Genomic DNA, 20,546 nt, shown 5'->3' on the forward strand with positions numbered 1-20,546 from the left:
ACACGGCACCACGGGGGACACGGCACCACGGGGGACACGGCCGCACTCCGGGAACCGCGGGGGATACCTCACACGTTGTACGCGCGTACGACCGCCCGACGGGTGAACGAGCGGTGACCGGCGGATCAGCCGGGCATGGACACCGGCTGGACTGCTCGGGTGTGCAGAGCAACGCTCATGGGACGTTTAACAACCGGAAAGATCCACTTTGACGCGCCCACGTCCAGCGCGGCGACAACACCGGTATGCGTGTCGTCATCGTGACCGAATCCTTTCCCCCCGATGTGAACGGCGTGGCCCACTGCGCGCTTCAGACCGCCCGACACCTCGTCGACCGCGGTCACGTTCCCCTCGTCGTCGCTCCGGCCCCCGCCCCCGGAAACAGGCTTGCCGCGGCCGCCGCGCCCTGCCCTGTCGTCCACGTCCCCTCCCTTCCGCTCCCGGGCTATCCCCAGGTCCGCGTGGCTCTCCCCAGCCGCAAGCTCGCCGCCGCGCTGATCGAGCACCGCCCCGACGTGGTGCACCTGGCCAGCCCCTTCATCCTCGGCGTCCGCGGCATGGCCGCCGCCGCCCGGCTCGGTGTCCCCACCGTCGCCGTCTACCAGACCGACCTGGCCGGATATGCCCGCACCTACGTGGGCGCCGGCGAGGCGGCCGCCTGGCGGCGGATCCGGTCCGTCCACGGCGCGGCCGACCGCACCCTCGCCCCGTCCACCGCCTCGATCGGCGACCTGGAGGCACACGGGGTGCCCAGAATCCAGCTGTGGCAGCGGGGCGTGGACACCGTCCGATTCCGCCCCGAGTTCCGCGACGAGGCACTGCGCCGGGAGATCGCCCCGAACGGCGAGGTCATCGTCGGCTACGTCGGCCGGCTCGCCCCCGAGAAGCAGATCGAACTCCTCTCCGGGGTCTGCGGCCTGGACGGCGTCAAGGTCGTGATCGTGGGCGACGGGCCCAGCCAGGCCCACCTCACCGAGGCCCTGCCCGGCGCGGTCTTCCTCGGCCGCCGCACCGGCGAGGACCTCGCCCGGATCTTCGCCTCGTTCGACGTCTTCGCCCACACCGGCCCCTTCGAGACCTTCTGCCAGACCGTGCAGGAGGCCATGGCGAGCGGCGTCCCGGTGGTGGCACCCGCCGCCGGCGGACCCATCGACCTGGTCGACCACGGCCGCACCGGCTTCCTGGTCCCGCCGCGCGACGCCGGCGCCGTACGGGAGGCAGTCGCCTCTCTCGTCGCCGACGCCCGCCTGCGGACCGCGTTCGGCGCCGCCGCCCGCGCCACCGTCGAGGGCCGCACCTGGGCCGCGGTCGGCGACCAGCTGATCGGCCACTACGAGGACGTGCTCGCGGCGCGCCGGCCGGTGGTGGCGGCATGACCACCTCCGCGTCGACCTCCCCGTCGGCCTCCGCGTCGGCCTCCCCGTCCAGCGCGCAGGCGCCGCTGCGCATCGTCCGGCTGGCCAACTTCGTCGCCCCCTCCTCGGGCGGGCTGCGCACCGCGCTGCGCGAGCTCGGCAAGGGCTTCGTGACCGCCGGCCACGACACGGTCCTGATCGTGCCCGGCGAGCGCTACTCGGACCGGGACGAGGAGCAGGGCCGGGTCATCACCCTCCCCGGCCCGCTGCTGCCCGGCACCGGCGGCTACCGCGTCCTCGTCGACAAGCGGCGGGTGCAGACCCTGCTGGAGCACCTCGCTCCGGACCGCCTGGAGGTGTCCGACCGCACCACCCTGCGCTGGACCGGCCGCTGGGCCCGGCGTGCCCGGATCCCCGCCGTGATGGTCTCCCACGAGACCGCCGACGGGGTCCTGCGCACCTGGGGCATGTCCGAGAACATGTCCCGGCGCACCGCCGACGCGCTCAACCTCCGTACGGCGCACACCTACGCGCGCGTGGTGTGCACCACCGAGTTCGCCGAACGGGAGTTCATCCGGATCGGTGCCCGCAACGTCGTACGCGCTCCCCTGGGCGTCGACCTGATCGGCCGTCACCCCTCGCTGCGCGACCTCGACCTGCGGGCACGCTACGCGCGCGAGGACGAGACGCTGCTCGTCATGTGCTCGCGGCTGTCCGTGGAGAAGCGGCCCGGCACCGCGCTCGACGCCCTGGAGGCGATGGTGCGGCGCGGCCGCCGGGTGGTGCTGCTCGTCGCCGGCGACGGGCCGTTGCGGGAACGTCTCGAACAGCGGGCGCGGGACCGCAGGCTGCCGGTGACCTTCCTCGGGCACGTCTCCGACCGGAGCACCCTGGGCGCGCTCCAGGCGTCCGCGGACGTCTGCCTGGCGCCCGGACCGGCCGAGACCTTCGGGCTCGCCGCCCTGGAGGCGATGGCCTGCGGGACGCCCGTGGTCGCCAGCGCCTCCTCCGCGCTGCCCGAGGTCATCGGGTCCGCGGGGGCCGTCGCCGCCGACCGCGGGGAGGCGTTCGCCGACGCCGTGGAGATGCTCCTGGAGCGCCCCGGCATCGAGCGCCGGGAGGCCGCACGCGCGCGTGCGGAGTGCTTCGACTGGGGGACGGCCGTGGAGGCGTTCCTGAACGCCCACGACGCGCCGGTGGCGTGCCGGCGTGACGAGAGCGGGACGGCGGTACCCGTCCGGCGTGTCGTGCCGGAGGGCGTGGCATGAGAACCGTTCGGTTCGTGGCGCTCGGGGACTCCCTGACCGAGGGCGTGGGCGACCCCGCAGGCGACGGGTGGCGCGGCTGGGCCGCGCTGCTGGCCGGCGGACTCGCCGTGCGGGACGTGGACTTCACCAACCTCGCGGTCAGCGGGGCACAGACCAGGGACGTACTGGAACGCCAGACCCCGGTCGCCCTGGAACTGCGCCCCGACATCGTCGCCGTCGTCATAGGCGTCAACGACACCCTGCGCTGCACCTTCGACATCCATGCGGTGGCCGAACGGCTGGACCAGGTCTACGCGGCCTTCACCGCGTCGGGCGCGACCCTGCTCACGGCCTGTCTGCCCGACCCCGGTTCGATGCTCGGGCTCCCGGGCGCCCTGGCCCGCCCGCTGGCCCGCCGGCAGCGTGCCGTGAACACAGTGGTGCACGCGCTGTCCGACCGGTACGGGGCCGTCCACCTGCACGCGTCCGAGGGGGCCTGGCTGGCCGACCGCGCCATGTGGAGCGCGGACCGGCTGCACCCGGGGGAGCGTGGCCACCGGCAGCTGGCCGCCCGTTTCCACGCGCTGCTCGCCCCGCTCGGCAAGGCCACCGGGACGGCGCCGTCCGCGGAGCCCGAGTTCCCGGCGCCGACCAAGAAGGCGAGCCTGGTCTGGCTGGCCACCGCCGGTACCGCCTGGGTGGTCAGGCGCTGCCGTGACCTGCTGCCCCAACTGCTGCGCCTGGCCCTCGACGAGATGCGACACCGACGCAAGGGCACCAGCGCCCGCCTGGACCTGAGCGCGTCGGCCGCCGTCTCCGCCGCGCTGGCCGCCCTCCAGGCACCGGAGCGCCCGGCCGACGCCGCGTGAGGAGGGCGCCGGGGCGGCTCAGCGGCTCAGCGACGGCGCACGGCCAGGAAGCGGACCGGGATGCCCGGGGCCGCCTGGGCCGCGGCAGGGAGGTCGGCGGTGCGGACCACCGCGATCACCGGATAACCCCCGGTGGTCGGATGGTCGGCCAGGAACACCACCGGGCGGCCGTCCGGCGGGACCTGGACGGCGCCCAGCACCATCCCCTCGCTGGGGAGTTCACCGGGCCGGGCCCGCTCCAGGGCGGGGCCTTCGGTGCGCAGCCCGATACGGTTGCTCGCCGACGACACCCGGTACGCGCGCGAGGTGAACACCCGGAAGGCCTCGGGTGTGAACCAGTCGGCGCGCGGGCCGGGCGTCACCCGCAGCACCAGTTCCGCCGGCGGGGACGGCTGCGGGGCGACGTCCACGCGCGCGTGCGGGCCCGCCGGAGCGCCCAGCGGGAGCACCGTGCCGTCGGTCAGCGGGGCGGGACCGAGCCCGGAGAGCAGGTCCGTGGCCCGGCTGCCCAGCACCGGCTCGACGGCGATCCCCCCGGAGACGGCCACATAGCTCCGTACCCCCGACACGACCGCTCCCACCTCGAGGAGTTCGCCGGCCGGCACCGTGACGGGCGCGCCCCACGCGGCCGGGCGCCCGCCCACCCAGACCGGGCACGGCGCGCCCGCGACCGCGACCACCACCGCGGAACGCGGCCGCAGGGCGCAGCCGTTGAGGGTGGTCTCCAGGACCGCGGCCTCGGGCGGGTTGCCGGCCAGCCGGTTGACGAGGGCCGCGGCGGGCGCGTCCAGGGCCCCGGACCGGGGGACACCGAGATGAGCGTGCCCGGACCGCCCCCGGTCCTGCACGGTGGTCAGCGCCCCGGCCCGTACGACGACGAGCGCGCGGTCCGTCATGCGTCCCCCACCGGCACGAACCGCACCCGCGTCCCCGGCGCCAGCAACGCGGCCGGCACGCGCGCGTGATCCCACAGCACCGCCTCCGTCGTCCCGATCAGCTGCCAGCCGCCCGGCGACGAGCGCGGGTACACGCCGGTGTACGGCCCGGCCAGTGCCACCGCGCCCGCGGGAACGGCCGTGCGCGGGGTGGCCCGGCGCGGCACGTCGTAGCGGGCCGGAAGCCCGGTCAGATAGCCGAAGCCGGGCGCGAAACCGCAGAAGGCGACGGTGAACTCGGTGCCCGCGTGGATACGGGCCACCTCCCGCTCGGACACCCCCCAGTGGGCGGCGACGTCGGCGAGGTCCGGGCCGTCGTACCGCACGGGAAGCTCGATCGCGGCACGCGCGCGCGGGGGAGTGCGGGGGAACTCGGCGGTGGTCAGCTCGGCGGCCCGGCGGGCGGGGTCGTCGAGGCCGTCGAGCAGGACCGTGCGGGCGGCCGGCACGATCTCGCGGACCGTCAGCGAGCCCTCCGCGCGGCGGCGCACCAACTCGGCGTGCAGGGACTGCGCTTCCGCGCCGGAGCCGACCTCGATGAGCAGCGCGTCGTCGCCCACGAGGAGGGCGGTCATGGGCATGGCGCTTCCGGTTGCGGTTGCGGCTGCGGTTGCGGTTGCGGCTCCGGGTTCGACTGCGGCTGCGGCTGCGGCTCCGGTTCTGGTTTCGGCTCCGGGTTCGGCTGCGGTTCCGTTTCCGGCTGTGGCTGTGGCCGCGGCTCCGGTTCCGGTTCCGGTTCTGGTGCCGGTCTCTGCTGGTGTGCTCATGCGAAGGCCGCCACGGTCACGCCCGCCTCCGTGAGCCGTGCGCGCACCTTGTGCGCCAGCTCCACGGCGCCCGGGGTGTCGCCGTGCAGGCAGAGTGAGCGGGCGCGTACGGCGATGCGGGCGCCGGAGTGCGCGGTGACCGCCCCGGAGCGCGCCAGTTCCACCGAGCGCTCCACGACCACCTCCGGATCGCTGACCACCGCGCCCTCGTGCCCGCGCGGCACGAGCGTGCCCTGGTCGGTGTAGGCGCGGTCGGCGAACGCCTCCGTGACGGCCGGCAGCCCCGCCTGCCCGGCCAGCGCCAGCAGCCGGGAGCCGGGCAGCCCCAGGACGGGCAGCGAGCCGTCCGCGAGGCGCACCCCGTCGATCACCGCGGCGGCCTGCTCCTCGTCGTGCACGACCCTGTTGTAGAGCGCCCCGTGCGGTTTCACGTACGCCACGCGCGAGCCCGCCGCGCGGGCGAAGACCTCGAGGGCGCCGATCTGGTAGGCCACCTCGGCCGCCAGCTCGGCGGGCGGCACGTCCATCGCGCGCCGCCCGAACCCCGCCAGGTCCCGGTAGGACACCTGGGCGCCGATCGTCACCCCGCGCCCGGCCGCCAGCTCGCACACCCGCCGCATGGTGGCCGCGTCCCCGGCATGGAAACCGCAGGCCACGTTGGCGCTGGTGACGACGGACAGCAGCCGCTCGTCGTCGGTGAGCCGCCAGCGGCCGAACCCCTCACCGAGGTCGGCGTTCAGATCGATCGAGGTCATGGATCCGCTGTCTCTCCTGTCAGGCCACGCGGAACTGCTCGTCGCGGGCGTCGCTGATGAACATCTGACCGGGCGCGTGAGTGATCGCGAACGGCGGCCGCGAGGCCATCACCGCCGCCTGCGGGGTCACCCCGCACGCCCAGAACACCGGGATGTCGTCCGGATCGGCGTCCACCGGGTCGCCGAAGTCGGGCCGGCCGAGATCGGCGATGCCCAGCGCCGAGGGATCGCCGCAGTGTACGGGGGAGCCGTGCACCGCAGGGAGCAGACTGCTCTCCCGGATCGCCGCCGAGAGGTGCCGTGGCGGCACCGGGCGCATCGACACCACCATCGGCCCGCGCAACCGCCCCGCCGGGCGGCACGGGCGGCTCGTCACGTACATCGGCACGTTCCGGCCCTGCTCGACATGACGGATCGGCACCCCGGCGCCGGCCAGTGCCCACTCGAACGTGAAGCTGCACCCGAGCAGGAACGACACCAGGTCGTCCCGCCAGTACGCCGTCACGTCCGTCGGTTCGTCGGTCAACTCCCCGTCCCGCCACACCCGGTAGCGCGGCAGGTCGGTGCGCAGGTCCGCGCCCTCGGCGAGCACGGTGCCCGTGGCGCCGGCGTCGGTGACGTCGAGCACCGGACACGGCTTGGGGTTGCGCTGGCAGAACAGCAGCATGTCGTACGCCCAGTCGGCGGGCACCGAGATCAGGTTGGCCTGCGTGTGGCCGGCCGCGACGCCGGCGGTGGCGCCCGTGAGGCCCTCCCGGAAGCGGGCCCGGGCGGTTTCCGGGCGCCACGCGTGCGCGTGCCCGTCGGTCAGGACGACAGGGCGGTCCTCCGTCACGAGGACGGGTTCCGTGTGGTTCACGCCAGTTCCTTTCCGCGCGTCTCCGGCAGCCCGAGCAGCGCCAGGGCGGCGAGTCCGTAGCCGGCCGCGCCGAACACCAGCGCGCCGCCGACGCCCCAGCTGTCGGCCAGGAAGCCCACCAGGGTCGGGAAGACCGCGCCGACCGCGCGGCCCGCGTTGTACGTGAAGCCCTGCCCGGTACCCCGGACCGCCGTCGGGTACAGCTCGCTCAGGTACGAACCGAAGCCGCTGAAGATCGCCGACATGCAGAACCCGAGCGGGAAACCGAGGAGCAGGAGCAGCGTGTCGGCGCTGGCGGGGATGTTCGCGTACGCCAGCACGCAGACCGCCGACAGCAGCGCGAACAGCCAGATGTTCCGCCGCCTGCCCAGCCGGTCGGTGAGGTGGCCGCCGGTCAGGTAGCCGAGGAAGGCACCGGAGATCAGGAAGGTCAGGTAGCCGCCGGTACCCACGACCGACAGCCCGCGTTCGGACTTGAGGTATGTCGGGATCCAGGTCGCCAGCGTGTAGTAGCCGCCCTGCACGCCGGTGGACAGCAGACCCGCGAAGACCGTGGTGCGCAGCAGACCGGGCGTCTCGGCGGTACCCGGCCGGAAGATCGCCGTGAACGAGCCGCGCTCCGCGTTCTGTTCGCGCACCGCCGTCGCCTGCGGGGCGTCGTGCACCCGGCGGCGCAGCCACACCACGAGGAGCGCGGGCAGCGCGCCGGTCCAGAACATCACCCGCCAGGCCATGTCGTCGCCGACGAACGAGTAGACCAGCGTGTAGACGATCGCCGCGAGGGCCCAGCCGACGGCCCAGGAGCTCTGCACGGCACCCAGGGTGCGGCCCCGGTGCCGGGCGCTCGCGTACTCGGCGACCAGGATCGCGCCGACCGCCCACTCGCCGCCGAAACCGAGGCCCTGGAGCGCGCGGAACACCAGCAGGGTCTCGTAGGTGGGTGCGAAACCGCAGGCCACCGTGAAGACCGCGTAGGTGATCACCGTGATCATCAGTGCCCGGACCCGGCCGACCCGGTCCGCGAAGACACCCGCCACGGCGCCGCCGACCGCGGAGACCACCAGGGTGACCGTGGTGAACAGGCCGGTCTGGCCGCTGTCCAGACCGAAGTACGCCGCGAGCGCGACCATGCTCAGCGGCAGGGTGAAGTAGTCGTACGAATCCAGGGCATAGCCGCCGAAAGCACCGGCGAACGCGCGTCGGCCACGCGGGCCAAGGGCGCGCAGCCAGCCGAACGCGCCGTCCTCGGCGGCGCGTTCGCCCCTGGCCGGGGATGTGTCGGAGGTCACGGCCTGCGGTGGAGGGGTCGTGCTCATGGGCACCTCGCAGATGAGGGACGGAGGGTGCGGGGACTGAGCAGTGCGGAGCCGTTCCATGAGGAGCGTGATGAGCACCGTAGAGGATTGTTCAACGATCCCTCAATACCTACGTTGTCTCGTTCTTGGGTCTGCGGTTGAATTCCGGGCATGGCAGAGCAGCTGACGGGACTGGCCGACGACCGCGCCCTCCTCGGGCGGACCAGCACCGCCGAACGGGTCTCCGACATCCTCAGGAGCCGGATCGCCGACGGCTTCTTCCCGCCGGGCACCCGCCTGTCGGAGGACGGCATCGGCGGCGCCCTGGGGGTGTCCCGCAACACCCTGCGCGAGGCGTTCCGGCTGCTCACCCACGAAAGACTGCTGGTCCACGAGCTCAACAGGGGCGTGTTCGTGCGGGTCCTGACCGTCGAGGACGTCGAGGACATCTACCGCACCCGCGTCCTCGTGGAGTGCGCCGTCGTGCGCGGCCTCGGCGAGCCGCCGTACGTCCTGGACGCCCTGTCCGCGGCGGTCACCGAGGGGCAGTCGGCGGCGGCCGCGGATGACTGGAAAGCGGTGGGCACGGCCAATATCCACTTCCACCGGGAACTCGTCGCCCTCGCCGGCAGCGAACGCACCGACGAACTGATGCGCAGTGTCTTCGCCGAACTCCGCCTGGCGTTCCACGTGGTGGACGACCCCCACGCCCTGCACGAGCCGTACCTGGCCCGGAACCGCGAGATCCTCCAGGCGCTCAGGACCGGCGACCGGTGCGGGGCGGAACGCCTGCTCGAGACGTACCTCACGGACTCCCTGGAACGAGTGGTGGACGTCTACCGCCGCCGAGTCGACAGCGCCCCGTGATCCCGGCGCGGCGATCCCGGCGTGGCGATCCCGGCGTGGCGATCCCGGCGTGGCGATCGCAGCGTCGTGATCTCGGCGCCCCGTGAGAGGCGCGGGGAACTGCGCGACCAGCCACGTACGGCCCGCACTCCCACGAACCACCCGCAGTCGCCCGGCGCTCCCGGCGGAGCCGTCCCGCGCCGTTTGGGTCGTTGTCAGACCAAGGACCTAGTCTGTGCACCGTGACTTCGCCTGCACCGACGGACAGCGTTCCGCCCCAGCTCAGCGCGGGGCCGCGCCCAGCACCGGGCCCGGCCGCCGACGAAGGGCTGGCGCGGCGGCTGCGCGCGCTCGCGTGCACCGCGCCGCTGCACGACCTGGACGCGCGCAAGGCGAACCTGGCCGGCGAGTACTCGGTGTACGGCATGGCCGAGGTGGCCCTCTCCGCCATCGACCTGGTCACGCTGAACATGGACTTCGACACCGGCGCCGACCACGAGCAGATCGTCGCCCGGCTCATCCCGCGCATCTCCGCCCAGACCCCGCACCGTCCCACCGCCGAGCACGAGCGGGTCGCCCGCTGGGTCCTGGAGAACCTGATCAACGTGGGCAGCGTGGACCGCGGCTTCCGCGCGGTGTACGGCACCTTCGCGCCCGACGGCTCGTACGTCCGCCGGGACTACGACTTCAAGCTGATCGAGGAGGTGCCGGGCCCCGGCGGCACGGTCTACCTCCGCACCACCGACGAAGCGGTCAACGTCCTGGTCGGCGCCCTCGACACGGATGTCACCAGCGCCCAGATCGCCGCCGAGGTCAAGCTGGAGGTGCTGATCAACCGCGGCCGGCTCGCCGACGCCCAGCTCGCCGCGGAGCAGGCCCGCTACCGGACCGTGCAGTACTCGGAGACCCTGCGCCGTGCCCTGGAGGCCACCCGGCGCAACGTGCGCGCGGTGGACTGGCTCAACGCCGTGCCCGACATGATCGCCGAGGCGCTGGACCACGTCGCCGACCGGTACCGGCACGAGAACGCGATCCTCACCAACATCCGCAAGGCCCGTGACGAGACGGAGGACGCCGAGAACAAGCGGCGCGCCGCCGAGCTCGTCGACATCGTCAAGGACTGCATCCGACGCCACACCCAGTTGCAGTCGCGACTGCTGGAAGCCGGGCCGCTGTTCCGCGCGGAGCAGGACCGGCAGGCGTTCGCGACGCCCATGACCACGTCCGGTACGGACCTGTACGGGCATCTCCTGGCGCCGCTGCTGCCGTTGCCGCTGGAGCAGGCGAGCCGGGTCACGGGGGCGTTCTTCGCGCGCGGGGCAGGGCTGCGGACGCCGGTGTCGGTCCGGGTGGGCGACCTCGTCGACATATTGCTCACACCGCCCGTGGAGCGGGAGCACCTGGGCGCGGAGATGCCGGAGCCGGACCTCATCGCCACGCCGGACGACAGCCGGTTCAGCGAGGAGCAGCTGGCTGCCGCCATGGAGCTGCTGGACCTCCCGGCCGACGCCCCGCGGAGGCTGTCGGGGCTGCTGGCGGAGGCCCGGCGGTCGGATCCCGACCTGCCTTATCTGGTCGCCTTGTTGGCGGTGCATGCGGCCAGTCCGGCCGTCGGAACCGCGTATCGGCAGGGCGAGGAGAAGCTGTTGTTCGCGGTGGACGACGGGACCGAGCTGGACGATCCCGAGTTCGGCGGGGCGGATCTGATCGTGGGGACCGCTCTGCTGGACGCGGTGGGGATGGCCGCCGACCGGACCGAGGCCGCGTGATGTCGTGTGCCGGGTGCGGGTCCGTCGTGGCCGGTCGCGCGGTTCCTCCCCCAGCCTTCGGCCGGGGGTACCCCCAGCGCCCTTCGGGGACGCATCAGCACATCCCTGTTCTTGAGTTCGAGGAGTTGTCGTCGTGAGCGAGTACGTCGAGGCTGAGGCGTCCGCCGGGGCGGCGCCCGCTGCCGTCACGCCGGCCGATGCCGCCGATGCCGCGCGGCTCGTCGCCTTCGGGCTTCAGCCCAAGCTTCAGCCCGCGCGTGATCAGGAGTACACCGAACTGCTGCGGCGCTACCGCGAGGACCCGGCCTTCGCGCGGCTCGCGGACGCCGTGGCCGCCGGGCTCGGGCTGGTGGTGCTGGAGGTGTCGCCCCGCGCGGGGATGGCCGTGACCGCCGCCGAGGACTCGGTGTTCGCCGTTCGCATGGGCGACTACGCGCGTCGTACGTCAGCGGACGGCGGCGACCGGTTCCTGCACGGGCTCGCCCATCTCGCCGTCGCCGCGCTGGCGTTCCCGCGCCCCGAGGACCTGGCCGACGACGGCTACATCGGGCGGATCACGGTCAACGGCGTCGACGCCTTCGTCCGCCAGGCCTGCCGGCGCCTGGAGGAGCGTGCCGAGGAACTGGGGGAGAACACCGACCCGGCCACCGACGCCCCCGGCCTGGAGGCCGCCTGGCGGATCTGGGCCAGACGCAGCGCGACCGGCGCCACCAAGGACGCCCGCAGGCTGGCCGGTTCCACCACCGGCATCATCGGCAAGGCGGTCGCCTTCCTCACCGACTCCGGCTTCCTCCAGCGCACCGGCGACGACCAGGGCGGCACCTACCGCACGACCGCCCGCTACCAGCTCCAGGTGCGGGACATGGCCGGCGGCGCCGCCATGGCCGAGCTGCTGGAACTCGGCGTCGTCCCGGTCACCGACGGCACGGCCACGCTGATGCCCGCCGAGCACACCGAGGACCTGGACCTGGTCGCCGACGCCGGGCTGCCGTTCCACTCCTGAGCCCTCAGAACCCTTTCCCACGTCTTACGAGAGTCCGCCATGTACGAGCTGTCCCGGGTCCGCCTCTACTCGATCGGGCCGGCCGGTGCGCGCTACGCCGACACCGTGCTGGACCTGCGGGGCGTCGGCGAGCCGGTGCCCGACCCCGCGCCCGCCCAGGCCGAGTTCTTCGAGGAGGAGCCGGTCGGCCCGCCGCGCCGGCCCGCGCCCGCCGGCGTGCTCTTCCTGGAGAACGGCGGCGGCAAGTCGGTACTGCTCAAGCTGATCTTCTCGGTGATGCTGCCCGGGCACCGCAACACCCTCGGCGGCGCGAGCTCGGGTGTGCTGCGCAAGTTCCTGCTGGCGGACGACTGCGGGCACGTCGCCCTGGAGTGGCAGCACACGCTCACCGGTGAGTGCGTGGTCGTCGGCAAGGTCAGCGAATGGCGGGGACGGCAGGTCTCCAACGACCCGCGCAAGTTCGCGGAGGCCTGGTACTCGTTCCGGCCCGGGCCCGGCCTCTCCCTGGACAGTCTTCCGGTCGCCGAGTCCACCGCCGTACGGCCGCCCGTGGAGGGCGCCTCCGGAGCACAGGGGCGGCGGCGCACCATGAAGGGCTTCCGGGACGCCATCACCGAGGCGGGCAAGTTCTACCCCCACCTCGAAGTGCACTGGGAGGAGATCCACGACCGCTGGATCGAGCACCTCGGCGACCTCGGCCTGGACCCCGAACTCTTCCGCTACCAGCGGGAGATGAACGCCGACGAGGGCGAGGCCGCCGGCCTGTTCGCGGTCAAGAAGGACTCCGACTTCACCGACCTGCTGCTGCGCGCCGTCACCGACACCCGGGACACGGACGGGCTCGCCGACCTGGTCGGCGGTTTCGGCAACAAACTGGGCCGACGGGCCGAACTGATCGCCGAACGGGACTTCACCGCCGGCTCGGTGGACCTGCTCGGGCGGATCGTGGAGGCCGCCGAGGCACGCTCCCGCGCGCGTGACATCCACGCGGGCGCCGAACGCCGTACCCGCACGCTGGCCAGGCGGCTGACCGCGCGGGGCGCCGAGGAGCGGACGCGCGCCGCCGACCTCGCCCAGCGGGTCACGGCCGCCGCCCACACCGTCACCCACTCCGAGGGCGCCCGCGAGCGCAGCGCGCTGATCGCCGCCGAACTCGCCTACCGGCACGCCTCGCTGGCGCTGGCCGCGGGCGAGAAGTCCGCCGCCGCACAGAAGCGCGAGCTGGCCGACGCGCGCACCCTGCACTCCGCCTGGCAGGCCGCCGAGGCCGTACTGCGGCACCGCGCCGCCGCCGACCGCGTCGCCCGGGTCGCCGCCGCCATCCAGGAGGCCGAACGCGACGCGGCCCCCGCCCTCGCCGCGCGCGCCAAGGCCGCCGTCGACCTCGTACGGGCCCTGCACGCCGCCGCCGAGAACGCCGAGAACCTCGCCAACGAGGAGGAGGAGCGGTCCGCCGCGCTCCAGGAGGTCAGCGACTCCGCGTACCGGGACTCCACCGCCGCCGCCACCGAGGCGCAACGTGCCCGCAGCGAGGTGGGGCACCTGCGCCAGCGCCTCAGCGAGGTCCAGCAGGAGACCGCGGAGGCGGTCCGCGCGGGCTGGCTCGACGACACCGCGCCCGACGCCGACCCGGCCCGGGCCGCCCTGGCCGCGAGCGACGCCGAGAAGAGCGCCGTGGCCGCCTGGGACACCGCCCGCGAGGCCTCCCGCCGGTCGGCCGAACTCGCCCGCGAGGCGGCCTCCGCCGAGTCCCGCGCCGAACTCACCGCGGCCCGCGCGGCGGACGCGGCGACGGCGGCCGGGCGCTCGTACGACGCCGAGAAGCGGCTCGCCGAGGGCCTGGCCGCGGAGGAGCGGCTCGCCGAACTACTGGGCCTCACCGGTTCCCGTACGACCATTCCGCGGCCCCGGCACGAGGGCGGCGACGACACGCTCACCCCCGAGGAACTGGACCGGTTCGCCGACGAACTGCGCGAACTCCTCGACGACGCCGTGGGCTCAGCCGAGCGCCACCTGTTCGAGCTGCGCACGGCGGCCGCCGACGACTCCCGCATCCTCGGCGCCCTCGGTGACGGCGGTCTGCTGCCGCCCGGACCCGACGTGCTGGCCACCGTCGAGTTCCTCGGCGAACACGGCATCCCGGCGCTGCCCGGCTGGCGCTACCTCGCACAGGCCGTCGACCCCGCCGACCACGCGCGCGTCCTCGCCGCCCGCCCCGAACTGGTCGACGGCGTCATCATCACCGACCCCGACACCCACGCCCGGGCCCGCGAGGCGCTGGGCGACGCGGCCCTGCTGCCGCGCTCCGCCGTCGCCGTCGGCACGGCCGCCGCCCTGCTCGCACCGACCCCGCCCGCCGACGCCACCCCCGGCGACGTGTTCCTCGTACCGCCGAACCCGGCCATGCACGACGAGCACGCCGCCGACGAGGAGCGGCAGACGCTGCGGGCACGGGCGACCGAGCGGGACGAGGAGATCCGCGCCCTCGCGGCCCGGCTCGGCAAGGACCGTGAACTGGCGGCCCGGCTCGCCTCCTGGCGTACCGGCTGTCCGGCCGGGCAGCTCGTCGAGCTGGCGCGGGCCGCCCGGGAGGCGCGGGTGTTCGCCGAGGAGTCCGAGGCCGAGCTGGCCGAGGCCCGGACCGTGCGGGCCGAGACCGAGGAGGCCGCCGCCGAGGCCGCGCGGCTGCGCGACGAACGGCAGGAGGCCGCCCAGAAGGCCCGGCGCGCCGCCGACGCCCTCGCCGGCCTCGCGTTCCGGCTGCGGGAGCGGGCCGGCTGGCAGGTCAAGCTGCGCGAACTAGCCGACGAGGCCACCGAGTCGGAGGCCCGGGCCCAGTCCTGCCTGGAGCGCGCGCGAGCCGCCGACGAGGACCGGCGCGGCGCCCAGCGAGCCGCCGACGACGCCCGCCGTACCGCCCGCGCGCTGCGTGCCGAGCGCTCCGAGATCGCCGGCGCCCCCGACGACGTACCGGAGGCGGACGAGGACGCGCCGAAGTCCTCGCTGCCCGCCCTCCGCGAGGCCTACCGGACCGCCTCCCAGGTCTACGAGAAGGTCGGCGTCGGCGCCGACCTCCGGGCCGAGCAGGCCCGCGCGGAGAGCGACGACAGCGCCGCCCTCGCCGAGCTGAACCGGCTGAGCAACAAGGTCCGCACCCGCGCGGAGCAGTTGCTCCAGTCGCCGGACGGCTCCGACGGGCCCTCACGGCAGGCCGCAGCCGCCCGCGCGGAGGAACTGGTGCAGCTCCTGGAGACGCGCATGTCCACAGCGAGCGAGCAGCTCGGGCGGTTGCGCGGGGAGGCCGAACGGCACGCCCCCGAGGACGGCGAGGCCCACACCGAGCTTCCCGAGGAACTCCAGCCGCGCGACGCCGAGCACGCGCAGGCCCTGCTGCGCACGACCACGGCCGAACTGGCCTCCCGCACCGAGGCGCTGACCCAGGCCCGCGAGGCCCACGCCGAACTGCTCGACGCCCACCGGGCGGCCGAGGACGCGGCAGGTGGCTTCGACGAACTCGCCGCCATGCTCCGTGACCTGCTGCGCGAACACACCGCCGAGGAGGAGCAGGGGGAGCCCGAGCCCTATCCCGGCAGCCCGGAGGAGGCCCGGCAGGCTGCCGCCGAGGCCCGCAGGTCACTGCGCGGCTGCGCCGGTGACCTGTCCGCCGCCGAGGCCGCCGTGCGCGAGGCGAGTGACGTCCTCGTACGGCACGCCAACTCCACCCGCTACGAGGCGGTGCGCACCCCCGCCCGGCAGCAGATCCGTGAGCTGCCCGCCGCCGCGCTGCCCGAGCACGCCCAGAAGTGGGCCGACGCCTTCGCGCCCCGGCTGCGGGTGCTCACCGACGAACTGGCCCAGCTGGAACGGAACCGGGACTCGATCGTGGACCGGCTGCGTGGGCTGGTGGAGTCCGCGCTGGCCACCCTGCGGTCCGCCCAGCGGCTGTCCCGGCTGCCCGAGGGGCTCGGCGAGTGGTCCGGGCAGGAGTTCCTGCGCATCCGCTTCGAGGAGCCCGACCAGGCCACCCTCACCGAACGCCTCGGCGAGGTCGTCGACGAGGCGACCCGGGCCGCCGTGAAGAAGAACTCCGATCTGCGACGGGACGGAATGTCCCTGCTGCTGCGAGGTGTCGGCGCGGCACTGCAACCGAAGGGCATCGCCGTCGAGATCCTCAAGCCGGACGCGGTGCTGCGCGCGGAGCGGGTGCCGGTGGGGCAGATGGGCGACGTGTTCTCCGGCGGGCAGCTGCTGACCGCTGCCATCGCCCTGTACTGCACGATGGCCGCGCTGCGGTCCAACGACCGGGGGCGGGACAAGCACCGGCACGCCGGCACCCTGTTCCTCGACAACCCCATCGGCCGGGCCAACGCCACCTACCTGCTGGAGCTCCAGCGAGCCGTGTCGGACGCGCTGGGCGTGCAACTGCTCTACACGACCGGTCTGTTCGACACCACCGCGCTGGCCGAGTTCCCGTTGGTCATTCGCTTGCGCAACGACGCCGATCTGCGGGCCGGTCTGAAGTACATCAGCGTGGAGGAACATCTCCGGCCCGGACTGCCGCAGCAGCCGCAGGCAGGCGAGGCGGTGCACAGCGAGATCACGGCCACCCGGATGTTCAAGAAGCCGTCGGCCTGAAGTCCCTCCGCCAGGCTCCGGGCCGCCGCGGCGGCCTCAGGGGTGGGACAGCTGCCCGGTCCGGCCGCCGCGCCGCCGTATCCGCTCCTGCTCCCGCTCGGCGGCGCGCTCCTGCCGTCGGACGGCGCGCCGCTCCCGGCGCAGCGTCCGCGCCGTGCTGCTCGGTTCCGAGACCACGCCGTTGCGCTGGTTCCACACCTGGCGGGTCACCCAGACGTCGACCACGCTCCAGGTGGCCACCAGCGTGCTCGCCACGCTGCTGATCACCATCGGGAACGCCAGCCAGGACTCCGCCATCGTGCAGAAGAACGCCACCATCGCCTGGATCAGCGTCACCGAGATGATGATCAGCGCCCGCACCCCCGCCGTGCGTACCGGATCCGGCATCCGGTACCGCTTGGCGGGTTCCTCGACCCACAACGGCCGGTACTGCGCCTGCTGTTGCACCGTCGAGCGCGTCGCCGCACCGTCCTCGGACGCCAAGCGCCGCTGAGCCGTCCCCATCAACGTGTCACTCCCCACCGCCGGCAGACCCTTGCCCCGGGGTCCGATGACCCCGACTCCCCAGTGGCTGCCCGGCTTACGTTGTTTTACGCCGCCCAGGTACGGGATGCGGCTCCTGTGGCCGATTCCATACCCGTCACTCATCAACAAGGACGAACGAACTCGCCCGAAGATTCCCAACCAGCGAAAAATTCCGGCCAACTGATCCTTCGTGGCGTTCCCGCCCCACTCGCGCGAAGCCGACGCGATCGCGGTGGCAATCTCCCGCAATGCCCGGACAACTCCTCCTGTCTGTTCCTGTCTGTCCGCCATGTCTCGGCCCCGATGCGGAAGTTCACCGTCCGGACAGGTCTTCGAGTTATCCATGTGGCGGTAGTAGGCTCGCGCCGTTTGTTGACGCACATATGTACCCCCGCGCGACGGGGGTCGAGCTGGGGGAGGCCATGCGCTTTCGCGGGAAGTCGATCCGCCGGAAGATCGTGGCGCTGCTTCTCGTGCCGCTGGTGTCCCTGACCGCCGTCTGGGGCTTCGCGGCCGTGCTCACCGGACGCGAAGTCAGCCGGCTGTTCCAGGTGTCGACCGTCGTCGAGGACATCGGCTACCCGACCGACGACGCCATTCAGGTCCTCCAGCAGGAACGCCGGCAGACCCTCGTCTATCTCGCCGACCCGCGCGCCGCCGACGCGCTGGCCGCCCTGCGCCGCACCCGCACCGCCACCGACAGCGCGGTCGCCGAGCTCCGCGGCAACGCCAAGAAGGAGAACGTCCGCGACGGCCTGAACGCCGACGACGGCGAACGCCTCACCGCCGTGCTCGACGCGTTCGACGGGATCGCCCCCCTGCGCCGCAGCGTCGAGGGCGGCACCGTCGCCCGCGCCCAGGCCTTCGACCTGTACAACCGCCTCGTCGATCCCTGCTACGCGCTGCTCACCAGCCTCGACGGCATGGACGACGTCGCGATGGAGAAGCAGGGCCACGCCCTCGACAACCTCACCCTCGCCCGGGAACTCCTCTCCCGCGAGGACGCGCTGCTCGGCTCGTCCCTGGTGGTCGGGAAGGTCTCCCGTGACGAGTCCCGTGAGATCTCCGACCTCGTCGCCCAGCGCACCCTCCTGTACGACACGAGCCTGCCGCTGCTGCCGGCCTCGGAACGCGACCGCTTCGACCGCTTCTGGAAGGACGCCACGACCGCTCCGCTGCGGGCCGCGGAGCAGTCCGTGATCGCCCTCGGTTCCGGGACGCCCGACGACGTCAGCGCGAAGAGCTGGGACACCGCCGCCGGCAACGTCCTCAAGGAACTGGGCACACTCGACGACCAGGTCGCCGACGGCTACCAGAACCGCATCCGGCCCGTCGCCGTCAGCGTGATCGCCCAGGCCGCCGTGGTGGGCGTCCTCGGTCTCGTCGCCGTCCTGTTCTCGCTGGTCATGTCGGTCCGGGTCGGCCGTGCCCTCATCCGCGACCTGCGGCTGCTGCGCCAGGAGGCGCACGAGGCCTCCGGGGTCCGGCTGCCGAGCGTGATGCGACGGCTGTCCGCGGGGGAGGAGGTCGACGTGGAGACCGAGGTCCCGCGCCTGGAGTACGACAGGAACGAGATCGGCGAGGTCGGCCAGGCCGTCAACACCTTGCAGCGCGCCGCCGTGGAGGCCGCCGTCAAGCAGGCCGAACTGCGGTCCGGCGTCTCCGAGGTCTTCGTCAACCTCGCCCGCCGCAGCCAGGTCCTGCTGCACAAGCAGCTCACCCTGCTCGACACCATGGAACGCAGGACCGAGGACACCGACGAACTCGCCGACCTCTTCCGCCTCGACCACCTCACCACCCGGATGCGCCGGCACGCCGAGGGCCTGGTGATCCTCTCCGGCGCCGCCCCCTCGCGGCAGTGGCGCCGGCCCGTCCAGCTGATGGACGTGGTGCGTGCCGCCGTCGCCGAGGTCGAGGACTACGAGCGCATCGAGGTACGCCGACTGCCCCGCGTCGCCGTCACCGGCCCCGCCGTCGCCGACCTCACCCACCTGGTGGCCGAACTCCTCGAGAACGCCACGGTGTTCTCGCCGCCGCACACCGCCGTGCAGGTCGTCGGCGAACGCGTCGCCAACGGCTTCACCCTGGAGATCCACGACCGGGGGCTCGGCATGGCCGCCGAGGCGCTGCTCGACGCCAACCTCAGGCTCGCCGAGACACCGGAGTTCGAGCTCTCCGACACCGACCGGCTCGGCCTGTTCGTGGTCAGCCGCCTGGCCCAGCGCCAGAACGTCCGCGTCTCGCTCCAGCCGTCCCCGTACGGCGGCACCACCGCCGTCGTCTTCATACCCGACGTGCTGCTCACCGACGACGTCCCCGACACCAACGGCATCGGCTTCCGCCTCGACCGCGATCACTCCGCCGTGGAGCCGGCGGCCGAGGAGAGCCGCGCCACCGCCCTGACCCAGGTCCCGGCGCAGCGGCCCGGCATGCCGGCCGCTCTGTTGGACGGGCCGGTGGAACTGGAGGCCCCCGTCGACCTGGACGCGCTGGACGGCTTCCCGGGCGCCCTCACCGGTGACGACAGCGAACGCGGCGGACTGTTCCGCCCCCGCCGCTCCCGCGCGCGGGCCGGAGACGACACCGGGGCCGCCATGAGCGAGCTTCACCAGCCCGAGCCCGGCACCACGGACGGCTTCCACGACGAGCGCCCCGGCGAACCCGTGTCGCTGCCCAGGCGGCGACGGGCGCCCAAGCTGGTCAGCTCGCACGGCAAGCCCGTCACCGAGCAGCGCTCCCGCCGCGCCACGCCCGACGAGCGGGAACCCGCCGATCCGCCCCGCACCGAACCGGGCGGACTCGCCCCGCTGCCGTCCCGCCGCCGCACCGATCCCGCCGCACACGGCGCCACCGGCCCGGCCGAACGCGCCGCGGAACACCCGGCGGCTCCGGCAGCACCCACCGGGCCCGCCGCCCTGCCCCGGCGCGCCCGCCGCTCCGAGATCACCGCCGGCAGCGGCACCGACGACTCCGTCCCGCCCCTCGGCAGCGCATCCCCGGAGGCCGAGTCCGGCACCCGGCCGCTGCCCCGGCGGGTACGGCAGGCCAACCTGGCCCCACAGCTGCGACAGGACCCCGCACGACCCGCTCCGCGCGAACCGGAACCCGTCGAGCGCGACGCCGACGAGGTCCGCAGCCGCATGGCCTCGCTCCAGCGCGGCTGGCAGCGCGGACGTGAGGAGAACGCCACGGGCGACGGGTCCCGGAACGGCACAGCACAAGGAACGACTAAGGGGGACGGTCGATGACCGATCCGAAGACGACCGGCCACACGGCGACGAACAAGGGCGAGCTGAACTGGCTCCTGGACGAACTCGTGGACCGGGTGGCCAGCATCCGCAAGGCCGTCGTGCTCTCCGGCGACGGCCTGCCCACCGGTGTCTCCAAGGACCTCACCAGAGAGGACAGCGAGCACCTGGCGGCCGTCGCCTCCGGCTTCCACAGCCTCGCCAAGGGTGTGGGCCGGCATTTCGAGGCGGGCAGTGTCCGGCAGACCGTCGTCGAGCTCGATGACGCGTTCCTGTTCGTCACCGCCGCCGGCGACGGCAGCTGCCTCGCCGTCCTCTCCGACGCCGACTCCGACGTCGGCCAGGTCGCGTACGAGATGACTCTGCTGGTCAAGCGGGTCGGCGTACATCTGGGGGCCGCTCCACGCACCGATCTGCCCGCGGGCGGGTAGTGAGATG

General features: G+C 73.7%; 15 protein-coding genes. 9 read left to right on the forward strand and 6 right to left on the reverse strand.

Annotated features, from left to right (window positions below; translation table 11 throughout):
- Nucleotides 1-245: 245 nt before the first annotated feature.
- Genes AAW13_RS27085 through AAW13_RS27095 form a run of 3 tightly spaced genes read left to right on the forward strand, consistent with a single transcriptional unit; the run spans nt 246 to nt 3,471 of the window.
- A complete protein-coding gene (locus AAW13_RS27085) occupies nt 246-1,376 on the forward strand; it encodes a glycosyltransferase family 4 protein (RefSeq protein ID WP_046731979.1) in 1,131 nt (376 codons plus the stop codon).
- Nucleotides 1,373-2,623: a glycosyltransferase gene (locus AAW13_RS27090; RefSeq protein ID WP_079178986.1), complete on the forward strand. Its 1,251-nt coding sequence runs from the start codon at nt 1,373-1,375 to the stop codon at nt 2,621-2,623. The genes AAW13_RS27085 and AAW13_RS27090 overlap by 4 nt, the downstream gene beginning before the upstream one ends.
- Nucleotides 2,620-3,471: an SGNH/GDSL hydrolase family protein gene (locus AAW13_RS27095; protein ID WP_046731980.1), complete on the forward strand. Its 852-nt coding sequence runs from the start codon at nt 2,620-2,622 to the stop codon at nt 3,469-3,471. Before AAW13_RS27090 ends, AAW13_RS27095 begins: the two co-directional genes overlap by 4 nt.
- A 26-nt stretch (nt 3,472-3,497) precedes the next feature.
- Here AAW13_RS27095 and AAW13_RS27100 read toward each other — a convergent pair whose 3' ends face one another.
- The 5 genes from AAW13_RS27100 to AAW13_RS27120 form a co-directional block, all read right to left on the reverse strand.
- Nucleotides 3,498-4,367 carry a 5-oxoprolinase subunit C family protein gene (locus AAW13_RS27100; RefSeq protein WP_046731981.1) on the reverse strand — a complete coding sequence of 290 codons (870 nt, stop codon included), beginning with the start codon at nt 4,365-4,367 and terminating at the stop codon, nt 3,498-3,500.
- Nucleotides 4,364-4,981, reverse strand: coding sequence for a 5-oxoprolinase subunit PxpB (pxpB, locus tag AAW13_RS27105; RefSeq protein ID WP_046731982.1), 618 nt, complete (start codon nt 4,979-4,981; stop codon nt 4,364-4,366). The genes AAW13_RS27100 and pxpB overlap by 4 nt, the downstream gene beginning before the upstream one ends.
- A 188-nt stretch (nt 4,982-5,169) precedes the next feature.
- A complete protein-coding gene (locus tag AAW13_RS27110; RefSeq protein WP_046731983.1) occupies nt 5,170-5,928 on the reverse strand; it encodes a LamB/YcsF family protein in 759 nt (252 codons plus the stop codon).
- A 19-nt stretch (nt 5,929-5,947) separates the two neighbouring features.
- Nucleotides 5,948-6,787, reverse strand: a complete 840-nt coding sequence (locus AAW13_RS27115) for a putative hydro-lyase (protein WP_107483416.1) — start codon at nt 6,785-6,787, stop codon at nt 5,948-5,950.
- The gene (locus AAW13_RS27120) at nt 6,784-8,103 is read right to left on the reverse strand and encodes an MFS transporter (protein WP_046732009.1); all 1,320 of its coding nucleotides are present in this window, start codon (nt 8,101-8,103) and stop codon (nt 6,784-6,786) included. Before AAW13_RS27120 ends, AAW13_RS27115 begins: the two co-directional genes overlap by 4 nt.
- A gap of 150 nt (nt 8,104-8,253) precedes the next feature.
- On the opposite strand from AAW13_RS27120, the gene AAW13_RS27125 reads away from it, so the two are divergent.
- The 4 genes from AAW13_RS27125 (at nt 8,254) to AAW13_RS27140 (ending at nt 16,335) form a co-directional block, all read left to right on the forward strand.
- Entirely contained in the window at nt 8,254-8,949 is a 696-nt protein-coding gene (locus AAW13_RS27125) for a GntR family transcriptional regulator (RefSeq protein ID WP_046731984.1), read from the forward strand.
- A gap of 221 nt (nt 8,950-9,170) precedes the next feature.
- Entirely contained in the window at nt 9,171-10,697 is a 1,527-nt protein-coding gene (locus tag AAW13_RS27130) for a hypothetical protein (protein ID WP_046731985.1), read from the forward strand.
- Nucleotides 10,698-10,830: 133 nt separating this feature from the next.
- Nucleotides 10,831-11,700, forward strand: a complete 870-nt coding sequence (locus AAW13_RS27135; RefSeq protein ID WP_046731986.1) for a hypothetical protein — start codon at nt 10,831-10,833, stop codon at nt 11,698-11,700.
- 39 nt (nt 11,701-11,739) lie between these two features.
- Entirely contained in the window at nt 11,740-16,335 is a 4,596-nt protein-coding gene (locus AAW13_RS27140) for a coiled-coil domain-containing protein (RefSeq protein ID WP_046731987.1), read from the forward strand.
- Nucleotides 16,336-16,371: 36 nt separating this feature from the next.
- On the opposite strand, the gene AAW13_RS27145 is transcribed toward AAW13_RS27140, so the two are convergent.
- Nucleotides 16,372-16,839: a hypothetical protein gene (locus AAW13_RS27145; protein WP_046731988.1), complete on the reverse strand. Its 468-nt coding sequence runs from the start codon at nt 16,837-16,839 to the stop codon at nt 16,372-16,374.
- Between the two features lie 443 nt (nt 16,840-17,282).
- On the opposite strand from AAW13_RS27145, the gene AAW13_RS27150 reads away from it, so the two are divergent.
- Nucleotides 17,283-20,108 (forward strand): sensor histidine kinase, encoded by a 2,826-nt coding sequence (locus AAW13_RS27150; RefSeq protein WP_046732010.1) that lies wholly within the window; start codon nt 17,283-17,285, stop codon nt 20,106-20,108.
- On the forward strand, nt 20,105-20,539 hold the full coding sequence (locus AAW13_RS27155; protein ID WP_046731989.1) for a roadblock/LC7 domain-containing protein: 435 nt from the start codon (nt 20,105-20,107) through the stop codon (nt 20,537-20,539). Before AAW13_RS27150 ends, AAW13_RS27155 begins: the two co-directional genes overlap by 4 nt.
- Nucleotides 20,540-20,546 lie beyond the last annotated feature (7 nt).

This window comes from Streptomyces humi (genome assembly GCF_001005085.2).
Classification (GTDB): domain Bacteria; phylum Actinomycetota; class Actinomycetes; order Streptomycetales; family Streptomycetaceae; genus Streptomyces; species Streptomyces humi.

Bases quoted from the DNA above. Each gene is read 5' to 3' on its own strand.
- AAW13_RS27085 (WP_046731979.1), top strand. From the start codon at position 246: ATGCGTGTCGTCATCGTGACCGAATCCTTTCCCCCCGATGTGAACGGC.
- AAW13_RS27090 (WP_079178986.1), top strand. From the start codon at position 1,373: ATGACCACCTCCGCGTCGACCTCCCCGTCGGCCTCCGCGTCGGCCTCC.
- AAW13_RS27095 (WP_046731980.1), top strand. From the start codon at position 2,620: ATGAGAACCGTTCGGTTCGTGGCGCTCGGGGACTCCCTGACCGAGGGC.
- AAW13_RS27100 (WP_046731981.1), bottom strand. From the start codon at position 4,367: ATGACGGACCGCGCGCTCGTCGTCGTACGGGCCGGGGCGCTGACCACC.
- pxpB (WP_046731982.1), bottom strand. From the start codon at position 4,981: ATGACCGCCCTCCTCGTGGGCGACGACGCGCTGCTCATCGAGGTCGGC.
- AAW13_RS27110 (WP_046731983.1), bottom strand. From the start codon at position 5,928: ATGACCTCGATCGATCTGAACGCCGACCTCGGTGAGGGGTTCGGCCGC.
- AAW13_RS27120 (WP_046732009.1), bottom strand. From the start codon at position 8,103: ATGAGCACGACCCCTCCACCGCAGGCCGTGACCTCCGACACATCCCCG.
- AAW13_RS27125 (WP_046731984.1), top strand. From the start codon at position 8,254: ATGGCAGAGCAGCTGACGGGACTGGCCGACGACCGCGCCCTCCTCGGG.
- AAW13_RS27140 (WP_046731987.1), top strand. From the start codon at position 11,740: ATGTACGAGCTGTCCCGGGTCCGCCTCTACTCGATCGGGCCGGCCGGT.
- AAW13_RS27145 (WP_046731988.1), bottom strand. From the start codon at position 16,839: ATGGGGACGGCTCAGCGGCGCTTGGCGTCCGAGGACGGTGCGGCGACG.
- AAW13_RS27150 (WP_046732010.1), top strand. From the start codon at position 17,283: ATGCGCTTTCGCGGGAAGTCGATCCGCCGGAAGATCGTGGCGCTGCTT.
- AAW13_RS27155 (WP_046731989.1), top strand. From the start codon at position 20,105: ATGACCGATCCGAAGACGACCGGCCACACGGCGACGAACAAGGGCGAG.